We start from the raw sequence: 11,296 nt of genomic DNA on the forward strand, positions 1-11,296 counted from the left end.
GCATTCTTTCTTTACTACAATGTTTGAGAATGCCTAATTACTGCTATTTCTACCTTTGTGAACTTCGCTATCGACTAGAATTTGTTCGAAATGAGTCAATATTTAATCGATTGCTTTCACAGTGGTTGATGTAAATCAAATACTCATAGACAATACTGTCCCGAATAGAGGTGATAGCATTCACCCTCGTTTACCAAACGCATTCTCAAGTGTAATAGGCACTCGCTATTGATGTAATAGCTAAGACCTATTATCTATTTTCGTATGTCGCTGATACCTTTGGCGAATACTAAAAACCTTGTTTTTATAGGAAAGATGATGGTAATACCTGAAAACAGCAGCATCGTTATTTTTGGTGCGTCGGGAGATCTAACTTACCGCAAGTTAATTCCTGCTTTGTACCACCTGTATGCTAGCAATCAACTTCCAGAATCCTTTGCGATTCTTGGAGTGAGCCGTACTGAGTACAGCGACGAGTCTTACCGTGAGAAGCTGAAGAAGTCTCTTCAGGAAATGGAAAAAACTGAGCCAGAGACGCTGAATGCATTTATTGAACATCTGCATTACCAAGCGATCAACACTTCAGATGTAGACGATTACGCTCGTCTAGCCCAACGTCTGGATAAGCTTGAGCAAGACTACCAATTCGAAAACCATAACACACTGTTCTACTTGGCAACCCCGCCAAGCCTTTACGGTGTGATCCCAGCAAACCTTGCTGCACATGGCCTAAACGATGAGAAGAACGGCTGGCGTCGTCTGATCATTGAGAAGCCATTTGGTTACGATCTAGCATCAGCTCAAGCGCTGGATGAAGAGATCCATCATCACTTCCAAGAACACCAGATCTACCGTATCGACCATTACCTTGGTAAAGAAACGGTACAAAACCTTCTAGTGCTTCGTTTCTCAAACGCGATGTTTGAACCACTGTGGAACCGTAACTTCATTGAATACGTTGAAATCACAGGTGCTGAGTTCCTTGGCGTTGAAGAGCGTGGCGGATACTACGACGGTTCTGGCGCTGTTCGTGACATGTTCCAAAACCACCTGCTACAAGTGCTAGCAATGGTTGGTATGGAGCCACCTGCACAAATCAATGCGGATTCAATTCGTGACGAAGTGGTTAAAGTACTTCAGTGTCTAAAACCACTGGAAGAAGACGACTTACGTAAAGATTTGGTTCTAGGTCAGTACACAGCGTCGGACGTTCGTGGTCAACATTTGCCTGGTTACCGTGAAGAGCATGGTGTCGCAGATGACTCTCGTACTGAAACGTACATTGGTCTTAAAGCACACATCAACAACTGGCGTTGGAATGGGGTTCCTTTCTACGTACGTACGGGTAAACGCTTACCAACGCGTGTGACTGAAATCGTGATTCACTTTAAGAACACGCCACACCCAGTGTTTGGTCAAGATGCACCAGAGAACAAGCTGATTATCCGTATCCAACCGGATGAAGGTATTCAGATGAGCTTTGGTTTGAAAGAGCCAGGTGCAGGTTTCAAAGCAAAAGAAGTGAAAATGAACTTCTCTTACTCTGATCTGCCTGAAACTCAAATGCTAACGGCTTATGAGCGTCTTCTACTTGATGCACTGAACGGCGATGCGACTCTGTTTGCACGTACCGATGCAGTAGAAGCATGTTGGAAGTACGTTCAACCGATCTTAGATTTCAAGCAAGACCCTCAAGCACTGTTTGGCTATGCTTGTGGTACTTGGGGCCCACAAGAAGCCGATGAGCTTCTGCAGCGTGATGGCCGCGCATGGCGTTTCCCATGCAAAAACTTAACAGACACGGATTACTGCGAACTATGATCAATCACAAGATCTTTGCAACGCCTGAATTAGTCGTTGAAAACCTAGCAAACGAAATGAAAGCTTACAGCGAGCAGGGTAAACCTGTTCACATTTCACTGTCAGGTGGCAGCACGCCAAAAATGCTTTTTAAGCTTTTAGCTCAAGCGCCATACGCAGAAGGCATTCAATGGAATAACCTTCATTTCTGGTGGGGCGACGAACGTTGCGTGGCACCTGATGATGCTGAAAGTAATTTCGGTGAAGCAAACGCACTGCTGTTTACACAAGTAAACCTTCCTGCTGAAAACATCCACCGCATCCGTGGTGAAGATGAGCCAAAAGCAGAAGCAGAGCGTTTCGCGAAAGAAATGGCAGACGTGATTCCAACAGAAAACGGCACGCCTGTTTTCGATTGGATCCTGCTAGGTGTTGGCGCAGACGGCCACACAGCTTCACTATTCCCGGGTGCAACTGACTACCAAGATGAGAACCTATCTGTATTAGCTTCTCACCCAGAGTCAGGCCAGATCCGTGTTTCTAAAACAGCGAAAGTTTTAGAAGCAGCAAAACGAATCAGCTACCTAGTACTGGGTGCAGGTAAAGTTGAGATCGTTCAAGAAATTCATACAACTCCTGCTTCAGAACTGCCTTACCCGGCAGCGAAAATCCAGTCTAAAACTGGCGAAACAGAGTGGTTCCTAGATTCAAATGCAGCAAGTGCTATCGCATAAGTGCGAATAGCCGCAAGGAGATAAAATAATGAAAGGTGATATCGGTGTAATTGGCCTAGCAGTAATGGGTCAGAACCTTATCCTAAACATGAACGACCACGGCTTCAAAGTTGTGGCTCACAACCGTACTGCTGCGAAAGTAGACGAGTTCCTAGAAGGCCCAGCTAAAGGTACTAACATTGTTGGTGCTTACTCTCTAGAAGAGCTAGTTGAGAAGCTAGAAGCGCCACGTAAAGTGATGCTTATGGTTCGTGCTGGTGACGTTGTAGATACGTTCATCGACAAGCTTGTACCACTTCTAGACAAAGGCGACATCATCATTGATGGTGGTAACACTAACTTCCCAGACACTAACCGTCGTGTTGCTGCTCTTCGTGAGAAAGGCATCCACTTCATCGGTACGGGTGTTTCTGGTGGTGAAGAAGGCGCTCGTTTCGGTCCTTCTATCATGCCAGGCGGTTCTCCTGAAGCTTGGGAAGCGGTTAAGCCTATCTTCCAAGGTATCTCTGCGAAAACTGACGCAGGTGAGCCTTGTTGTGATTGGGTTGGTAACGACGGTGCTGGTCACTTCGTTAAGATGGTTCACAATGGCATCGAATACGGTGACATGCAGCTTATCACTGAAGCATACCAGTTCATGAAAGATGGCCTAGGTATGAACCACGACGAAATGCAGGCTGTATTTGCTGACTGGAACAAAACTGAGCTAGATAGCTACCTAGTAGAAATCACTGCTGACATCCTTGGCTACAAAGATGAAGACGGTGAAGCGCTAGTTGAGAAGATCCTAGACACTGCTGGCCAAAAAGGTACAGGCAAATGGACAGGTATCAACGCACTAGACATGGGTATCCCACTGACTCTAATCACTGAGTCTGTATTCTCTCGTTGCCTATCCGCACTTAAAGATCAACGTGTTGAAGCTGAGAAACTGTTCGGCAAGACTGTTGCTCCAGTTGAAGGCGACAAGCAAGAGTGGGTTGATGCAATCCGTCAGGCTCTACTTGCTTCTAAGATCATCTCTTACGCTCAAGGTTTCATGCTAATGCGTGAAGCGTCGAACGAAAACGGCTGGGATCTAAACTACGGTAACGTTGCACTTATGTGGCGTGGCGGTTGTATCATCCGTTCTGCATTCCTAGGCAACATTCGTGATGCTTACGAAGCGAACCCAGAGATCGCTTTCCTAGGTTCAGATGCATACTTCAAAGGCATCCTAGACAACTGCATGGGCGCTTGGCGTAAAGTTGCAGCTAAGTCTATGGAATCAGGCATCCCAATGCCATGTATGACTTCTGCACTAACGTTCCTAGACGGCTACACTACAGCTCGTCTTCCAGCGAACCTTCTACAAGCTCAACGTGACTACTTCGGTGCTCACACTTATGAGCGTACTGACCGTCCACGTGGTGAATTCTTCCACACAAACTGGACTGGTACAGGCGGCGACACTGCTTCTACAACTTACGACGTATAATCGTTAGTTAGAATCAGTAAAGAACACGTTCGTTCTTTCAGCTGAGACTAGAAAACAAAAGGATGCCAATTGGCATCCTTTTTTGTTGGTTCGCGTTTTCTTTGGTCTACACAACCAAGGCGTTACAGTTCAAGGTGTCATAGTTCAAGGCATCACAGTTCAAGCTGTCATGACGTGCGGTTGAACATCGTCATTGTATTGTTCCCTAATTGCTATAAAGCCATCTAGGTTCTGTTTAAGAGCCACAACACACTCAGGGTCGAACATCGAACCCGAGTGAGCCTCAATGTAATCCATGACTTCATCGAGTGTCCACGCGTGCTTATAGGCTCTTTTGCTCATCAGCGCATCGAATACATCGGCTAATGTCACGATGCGTGCTTCGAGCGGTATCGCTGTGTTACTCAAAGCATCGGGCAACCCTGTGCCATCAAATCTTTCATGATGATGACGTACGATATTCTTAATGAATTGAATTTCCTCAGAACACATAGCGCTATGGCATGATAGGGCAACCACATTGTTAATCATTTCTTCACCGTACAAGGTGTGGTTGTCCATGACGGCTCGTTCTTCTTCATTAAAGCGTGCGCTACTGAATAGCACTTTATCTGGAATTCGATATTTACCTATGTCGTGAAAGGGTGCATACAGCCGAATTCGGTGAATGAATTGGTGTGTAATTTCTTCCTTGCTGTGCGAAAGAGTACGAGCAATGTGTTCACTGTATTTACCCATGCGAATAAGGTGTTCTTTAGTTTCTGGGTCTCGAGCATGACCCATGTTTAAAGCAATCGCTAAAGAGGATTGAAAGTGACGCTGGCGCTCAAACCATTGGACGAAAAGGCTAGAGATCACTTGAGTGAGATAAGCGATATCACACTGGATAGTTTGGTTAGCAAAGAACCCCGCTGATGAAGCATTGATAAACACAAACCCAAGATTACTTTCTTGATGATGAATAGGTGTTGTGTAACTGCTTTGATGACCGATATCGAGCAGGTGAGATATTTGTTTGGTTGGGCTAATGGTGGTGAGGTCGTGGATGATTCGAGTATCTAAAGACTCAGCCATTCTAGATAAAGCTGATTCTGGCTTAAGTTCTTGCTCGATGTAGCGATGCTCAGCTTCTTGGCACAGAGTATCCGAAACAAAATAATTCGATGCTCTATTTTCATTGCATAGCACGACCGAAAGCCTAGATAGAATGGGGTAATGTTCGCGAGCTAGCCGAAAGAGATCATCAACGATAGCGATAATGTCTTTATCTTGGGCGGCTACTCTGCTGATTTGGGAGTAGTCAAACATGGTCAAAGCCAACCTTTATTTATAGTTATATCATTGTTTAATATCATTATTAGTAGGTTTCTATACCACTTCTAACATAGCACCTCACTGTTAATTAGCAACACTGCGTTCTAATAAATTTAAATTCCATTGGTAAAGTGGGGATATTTCATTCTTCTATCATGGTTTTTGTTAACTTAAGCGAGTTTGGTGGATCTTTAAGAGAGACCCTTTTAAGGAGGGGCGGCTGTATTACACGCAACATCAGGATGGTAAGTGACCATTTTAAAATTAAATTGAAAGATAAATAGGATAACGAGCATGCTTTATGCCATCATAAAGGCATAGATAAGGGCAATGGATGATATGCCCAAATGATTGAGCTAGAAGCGGTCAGTGATGACGGTGTTCTAGAGTAAATTCAAGGCCTTTAGTTGCCTTGGAAAAGGTAATGTTATGACTGAAGAAGAAAGAATCGAACTGCAACAAAACAACCCACTGCATGGCTTAAAACTGGACACCATGATCAACGAATTAGTGGATCATTACGGTTGGGAAATTTTGGATGCAGCAATGCGCATGAACTGCTTTAACACTAAGCCGACAGTAGCAAGTGCCGTTAAATACTTGAAGAAAACAGAGTGGGCTCGTGAGAAAGTAGAGAATTTCTACCTTTACCGTTTCAAGCGCATGCCTAAAGCTTCAGATATCGAATACCAGATGCCTCCGCGTTCACGTACATTCCGTCACGGGTTAGAGCCTCGTGAACCAATGGAATTAACGGTTGAATCGATTCTAGCATCACAAGCGAAAGCGGCATCTGCATTTAAAGAGCGTCGTGGCGGCAACGGTCGTAACTTTCGTCGTTAATAGAAAGGCGTCGCTAGCAAAAGGGCGTCGTTAATCGAAAGGCGTCGTTAAGTAAGACCTTCGCCAATAGAAAGGCGTCGCTAGATAAGCCGTCGAAATAGCCCAATCAGCTAAAGCGATAAGCATAAAATACAAAAGGAGCCTAAGTGCTCCTTTTTTAATGCGTGTCGATTTAGTCGTTCGCCTTAAGCTTCGCGGTTCTTTCTTTGATTCTTCCAAAGGTCAACGCCATAGACAATAGCGCTGATCAGTAAGAATAGCGCTGACACAGAAAACAGAGCGGGCATTTTTAGAATCCACGCGAATGTGGCAGCAAGAAAAGCGACAAAGCAAATGAGTCGACTTGATGACATGACATGACCGAGTTTAATGTTCATAACGCCTCCTAATGAAGTCTCACTTTCGACAGGAGAATTATCCCACCTTTGGCAAAATAAAGGCTAAAAAACAGTCTAAATTGTTATCAAATTTGCTAATTAAAGGGCTCGTCTCACACATTTTGGCTTGGTTATTTTATGGTTCATAAAATAACCAACCGAGGGCTTTGTCAGTTCTTCATGCATAACGATTTACGTTGTGTTTTGCTAACGAAAATCGTGATTACTGTAATAATTTGTTTGAATGAAATCTAGTTTGCATAGAACGTATTTCGCATAAAACTTAGTTGGTATAGAAAAAGTAAGCGGTAATCAAAAAGCTCGCGATGATCACTGTGGTGCGAACATATTGTTGAGGAATACGACGAGAAACTTTTGCTGAATAGTAACCACCGACCAATGTCCCAAACAAAACGGCCATGCCTGACGGCCAATCAATCGAACCATTCACAACAAAGAACACGATTGCCGCGAGTGATGCGCATGCCGATACCAACAATTTGATACCATTCATCACGTTGATATTGGTATACCCTGCCAGTGCCAAGTAGCTCAATGTCACAATGCCTAAGCCTGCATTAAAATAACCACCATAAACACACACGATCAAAAGTAATAACGCTGAAAAGAACGCGCCTGCGCTGGTGGCGTGCTTATGTTTAGCGGTTACTTTCTTTAGCCATTTATTGAGTGTGCCACCAAAGGTAAAAAGCAGAGCGGCGAACAGTAATAACCAAGGCACGGATTGGGTAAATAGCGCTTCTGGCGTGTGTAGTAGTAAAAATGCACCAATGCCGCCGCCAATTACACATAGCCCAACAACGAGTTTGAGTTGTTTGGTACCAGATTGAATTTCATGGCGCAATGCATAAGCACCACTGATGTAACCAGCACACGAAGCAAAGGTATTGGTCGCGTTGGCTGCTATTGGTGGAACACCTGCAAACAATAGAGCGGGGAAGGTGATGAAGCTGCCTCCTCCTGCAATGGAATTCAACACGCCACCGATCACGCCTGACAAGAATAGAATCAACCAATCCATAGTTTTAGAATCCAATACGTTAACTGACTGGCTACCTTACTTGATTTTGTTATTAATATCAGGGCAATGTGCAGTGAAGAGGTGGGTTTGTGAGTTTGCTACCATCTTAGAGCTGTGGTTTTTTGAAATGGCTGATACGAAAAAGGAGCCTGAGGCTCCCTTTATTTCGTTTTGTTTTTCTAAACTAAGTCAAGCTTACACTTCAACAGGCTTTGCTCTAAAGCTCTTGAACAGCTTAACCAGAATCGGACTAGATAGAACCAATACCGCTAAAATAGTGAAGGTCATAGTGATAGGGCGTTCCCAAAGGAAGCTGAGTTCACCATCACTGATCATCAGCGCGCGTCTCAAGTTCTCTTCCATCAAACCACCTAATATGAAGCCAAGCAGTAACGGTGCGAGCGGGAAGTTGGCCAGCCTTAACGCTATCGCCGCCATTGCCACAATTAGCATCACAAACACATCCATCGTGTTGAAAGACACCAAGTACACGCCTGTGATTGAGAAGAAAATAATCATTGGCAGTAGTACCGTTCTTGGTACCGCTAGCAGTTTAGAGATGTAAGGGATCAACGGTAGGTTTAAGATAACCAGCACGATGTTGCCAAAGTACATCGAGATAATCACCGACCAAAATACGTCTGGGTGCTCAACGAATAGGCGTGGACCCGGCTGAATACCATAAGCGATGAGTGCACCAAGCATAATTGCTGTAGTACCAGAGCCCGGAATACCGAGTGTCAGTAGCGGAACGAATGAACCACTTGAAGCTGCATTGTTTGCTGATTCAGGAGCAACAAGACCACGAATACTGCCTTTACCAAACTCTTTCTGCTTGTCTTTTGGCGCTAGGCTGCGTTCCATGCCGTAGCTTAAGAAAGCTGCGATAGTCGCGCCAGCACCCGGAAGCACGCCAGTGAAGAAGCCAAGAATTGAAGAGCGAATCGAAACGGGCGCGACTTCTTTGAACTCTTCTTTGGTCACTTTCATGCTGCCAATATCGGCCATCTTTTGGCTTTCTTCGCCGCTGGTGTCTTTCTCAGGTTTCAAAATACCCATTAAAGTCTCACCTAAAGCGAAGGTTGCCATAGCAAGAAGTAGGAAACTAAAGCCATCCATTAGGTCTGTTAGGCCAAACGTGAAACGCTCAACACCAACGCCTTTGTCGATACCAACAGTAGATAACATCAAACCAAGAATGGTCATCATCCATGCCTTTATTACCTGACCTGGGCCTGCAAACGCTGCTACAGCCGATAGACCTAACAACATCAATGCGAAGTAGTCTGACGACTGGAAGCTCAATGAGACGCTTGCTAGAGCCGGTGCTGCAATCAAAAGCATGATTGCTGATAGCGTACCGCCAGTGAAAGAAGAGTAGGCTGCTAGTGCCAACGCTTTACCAGCTTGGCCTTTTTGTGCCATTGGGTAGCCGTCGAATGCGGTTACTACCGTTGAAGAGCAACCCGGAGCATTGATTAAGATTGATGACGTTGAGCCACCAAATACTGCGCCGTAGTACACACCTGCCATTAAGATTAAGCCAGAAGAAGGATCTAGGCCGTATGTAATCGGGATCATCAACGCGATTGCTGAAATTGGACCTAGCCCCGGAAGCATACCGATGAAGGTACCCACGAAGCAGCCCACAATTACCATCATGATGTTCATTGGCATCACAGCGGTCGAAAGTCCTTGTAAAATTCCGTCTAACATAATGTTATCCCTACCAAAGAGTGAAGATTAAGCCAGGCTCTAGGTAGATATCTAAGCCTTGAGTTAATAATAAAAAGAACGCGATAACGAAAGGAAATGACGCGCCAAATAAAACAGATTTACGGCGCTCACCCAATAGGTAAAAGCCAGCAAGCAAGAAGAAGCTGGTTGCTAAAACAAAGCCAAGATAAGTCAGTCCAACACCGTACAAAGCCATTAACACTAAAAAGCCAATAAGCAGCTTCCAGTTCAGCGGCGTGGTGTCGCATGAAACCTTCTGGTCCGGTTGTCCTGTAACTAGTAGGATCAACGACAGGCCGATGCCGATAAACGTTAATAGGGTAGGTAAAGTTCTTGCAGTGAAGGGTTCGTACTCGTCACCGGGAAACAAGGGAATTAGCGTGGTTTGGTAGCCATAGCACAAGCACGCCAGCATAAAGATCATGGCTCCGATGCGATCTTTCGATAGCAAAGATTCCTTACTCAAAAATTTGGTTGGTAAGTCCGACATATCCAACTCCATTTGGGATGGTATAGAAAGTAAAAAAGCCGTACATGAGCGAGTCAATGAAATGTCTGGGATCACTAACCAAAGGTAAGCGAATTACGGTACTGGTTTATCAGCCACTTGCGTTTACAACGAATCGGCAAGCGTTAGTAATACGTCTACGAATAAACAAAGGAGTTTGAAGTTAACTCATGTACGGCGAAACAAGGAAAGAGTAAGAGGGCACATAGACCCTCTATGGTTGCTGGTTATTTCAAGAAACCAAGCTCACGCATTAGGTCGCCCATCTGTTTTTCTTGGTCTTCTAGGAAGGCGTAAAAATCTTTGTCAGCTTTGTAGTTGTCAATCCAACCGTTACGGTCACGAACCACCTGCCATTCATCAGTCTTGTACATTTTGCCAAGCGCTACATTCCACTCGTCGATTTTTGCTTGGCTAGTACCTGGTGCAGCGAAGAAGCCACGCCAGTTAGCAAATACTGTTTCGTTGCCGTACTCAGTTAGTGTTGGGATGTTTGGTGCCGCATCAAGACGTTTTGGTGCCGTTACTGCCAATACTTTTACTTGGCCTGATTTAGACATTTCTAGCACTTCACCAAGGCCTGTCGAAAGCAGTTGCGTTTCGCCAGATAATAGAGCCGCCATTGCTTTACCACCTGCATCGTAAGCAATGTATCGCACTTTCTTTGCATCAAAACCTTCGCCTTTGAACGCTGCCGCTACAACAAGGTGGTCCATGCTGCCACGAGCCGAGCCGCCTGCGATTTTCACTTTACGTGGGTTGCTTTCAAATTCTTTTACTACGTCTTCCCAAGTGTTGTACTTCGAATCAGCAGACGCAACGATTGCGCCATAGTCGGCAATAGTTGCTGCTACCGGAGTCAGGTCACGGAAAGATTGAGGGAAGATACCGGTCAGCGAGCGCACAACGATAGGTGTTGAGTTCACCATCAGCGTGTCTTCTTGACGTTGAGCCGTCTCGATTAAGTGTGCAATGGCTTTACCGCCGCCACCACCAGACAAGTTTTGAAAAGAGACATTTTCTACGATGTCGGATTTCACTAATACATCACCCGTACCACGAGCCGTCATATCCCAACCGCCACCAGCGCCGCCAGGGATTAGGAAGTGGATTTTCTCTACGTCAGCAGCAAAAGTGTTAAAAGAAAAGGTTGCTGCGATGATAGAAGCCGCAAGAGTAGGTTTCAGTGCCTTGAACATGGTTCACGTTCCTTATGTAGGGGATCTCTTCAATGGAGAGAAACTTATGTTTTATATCCAGCTACTAAATACACGAATCGGGTGTTTAGTAGATGAGGTTAAAGTTAACGATGTGTTAACGAATTGTCTTTAATGCGGCGATATTGAGGATAAAGAACATTGGGTGAATAAAGTTCATAAAGTTCACAGAGAGGTGAGGATGTCCTAACTGTTGGAGACAGATGAAAAAAGAGAGCCACTTGGGCTCTCTTTAACAGTTTGTAAC

At 44.9% G+C, this 11,296-nt stretch carries 10 protein-coding genes; 4 read left to right on the forward strand and 6 right to left on the reverse strand.

Annotated features, from left to right (window positions below):
- Positions 1–318 precede the first annotated feature (318 nt).
- From zwf to gnd, 3 genes are read left to right on the forward strand one after another with little or no spacing between them, the layout of a single operon-like run.
- Positions 319–1,821, forward strand: a complete 1,503-nt coding sequence (zwf, locus tag OW495_RS13640) for a glucose-6-phosphate dehydrogenase (RefSeq protein ID WP_065104020.1) — start codon at positions 319–321, stop codon at positions 1,819–1,821.
- Positions 1,818–2,534 (forward strand): 6-phosphogluconolactonase, encoded by a 717-nt coding sequence (gene pgl / locus OW495_RS13645; protein WP_102513388.1) that lies wholly within the window; start codon positions 1,818–1,820, stop codon positions 2,532–2,534. Before zwf ends, pgl begins: the two co-directional genes overlap by 4 nt.
- Positions 2,535–2,562: 28 nt before the next feature.
- Positions 2,563–4,011, forward strand: a complete 1,449-nt coding sequence (gnd, locus tag OW495_RS13650; RefSeq protein WP_004733587.1) for a decarboxylating NADP(+)-dependent phosphogluconate dehydrogenase — start codon at positions 2,563–2,565, stop codon at positions 4,009–4,011.
- Between the two features lie 159 nt (positions 4,012–4,170).
- Here gnd and OW495_RS13655 read toward each other — a convergent pair whose 3' ends face one another.
- Complete coding sequence (locus OW495_RS13655; protein WP_017110757.1) at positions 4,171–5,331, reverse strand: HD domain-containing phosphohydrolase; 1,161 nt, start codon at positions 5,329–5,331, stop codon at positions 4,171–4,173.
- A 423-nt stretch (positions 5,332–5,754) separates the two neighbouring features.
- Between OW495_RS13655 and OW495_RS13660 the strand changes: the two genes are divergently transcribed.
- The gene (locus tag OW495_RS13660) at positions 5,755–6,168 is read left to right on the forward strand and encodes a VF530 family DNA-binding protein (protein ID WP_065111249.1); all 414 of its coding nucleotides are present in this window, start codon (positions 5,755–5,757) and stop codon (positions 6,166–6,168) included.
- Between the two features lie 185 nt (positions 6,169–6,353).
- On the opposite strand, the gene OW495_RS13665 is transcribed toward OW495_RS13660, so the two are convergent.
- From OW495_RS13665 to OW495_RS13685, 5 genes are all read right to left on the reverse strand, one after another.
- Positions 6,354–6,545: a hypothetical protein gene (locus OW495_RS13665; protein ID WP_009846584.1), complete on the reverse strand. Its 192-nt coding sequence runs from the start codon at positions 6,543–6,545 to the stop codon at positions 6,354–6,356.
- 283 nt (positions 6,546–6,828) lie between these two features.
- Complete coding sequence (locus OW495_RS13670) at positions 6,829–7,587, reverse strand: sulfite exporter TauE/SafE family protein (RefSeq protein ID WP_102513387.1); 759 nt, start codon at positions 7,585–7,587, stop codon at positions 6,829–6,831.
- 195 nt (positions 7,588–7,782) lie between these two features.
- The gene (locus OW495_RS13675) at positions 7,783–9,303 is read right to left on the reverse strand and encodes a tripartite tricarboxylate transporter permease (RefSeq protein WP_009846586.1); all 1,521 of its coding nucleotides are present in this window, start codon (positions 9,301–9,303) and stop codon (positions 7,783–7,785) included.
- A gap of 10 nt (positions 9,304–9,313) precedes the next feature.
- The gene (locus OW495_RS13680) at positions 9,314–9,814 is read right to left on the reverse strand and encodes a tripartite tricarboxylate transporter TctB family protein (RefSeq protein WP_065111250.1); all 501 of its coding nucleotides are present in this window, start codon (positions 9,812–9,814) and stop codon (positions 9,314–9,316) included.
- A gap of 245 nt (positions 9,815–10,059) precedes the next feature.
- Positions 10,060–11,031: a tripartite tricarboxylate transporter substrate binding protein gene (locus tag OW495_RS13685; protein WP_009846588.1), complete on the reverse strand. Its 972-nt coding sequence runs from the start codon at positions 11,029–11,031 to the stop codon at positions 10,060–10,062.
- Positions 11,032–11,296: the final 265 nt, after the last annotated feature.

Source organism: Vibrio sp. 14N.309.X.WAT.E.F5, assembly GCF_030397615.1.
Taxonomy (GTDB): domain Bacteria; phylum Pseudomonadota; class Gammaproteobacteria; order Enterobacterales; family Vibrionaceae; genus Vibrio; species Vibrio lentus.

Excerpts from the sequence above, each read along its gene's own strand:
- zwf (WP_065104020.1), top strand. The coding sequence starts at position 319 with ATGGTAATACCTGAAAACAGCAGCATCGTTATTTTTGGTGCGTCGGGA.
- pgl (WP_102513388.1), top strand. The coding sequence starts at position 1,818 with ATGATCAATCACAAGATCTTTGCAACGCCTGAATTAGTCGTTGAAAAC.
- gnd (WP_004733587.1), top strand. The coding sequence starts at position 2,563 with ATGAAAGGTGATATCGGTGTAATTGGCCTAGCAGTAATGGGTCAGAAC.
- OW495_RS13660 (WP_065111249.1), top strand. The coding sequence starts at position 5,755 with ATGACTGAAGAAGAAAGAATCGAACTGCAACAAAACAACCCACTGCAT.
- OW495_RS13665 (WP_009846584.1), bottom strand. The coding sequence starts at position 6,545 with ATGAACATTAAACTCGGTCATGTCATGTCATCAAGTCGACTCATTTGC.
- OW495_RS13670 (WP_102513387.1), bottom strand. The coding sequence starts at position 7,587 with ATGGATTGGTTGATTCTATTCTTGTCAGGCGTGATCGGTGGCGTGTTG.
- OW495_RS13675 (WP_009846586.1), bottom strand. The coding sequence starts at position 9,303 with ATGTTAGACGGAATTTTACAAGGACTTTCGACCGCTGTGATGCCAATG.
- OW495_RS13680 (WP_065111250.1), bottom strand. The coding sequence starts at position 9,814 with ATGTCGGACTTACCAACCAAATTTTTGAGTAAGGAATCTTTGCTATCG.
- OW495_RS13685 (WP_009846588.1), bottom strand. The coding sequence starts at position 11,031 with ATGTTCAAGGCACTGAAACCTACTCTTGCGGCTTCTATCATCGCAGCA.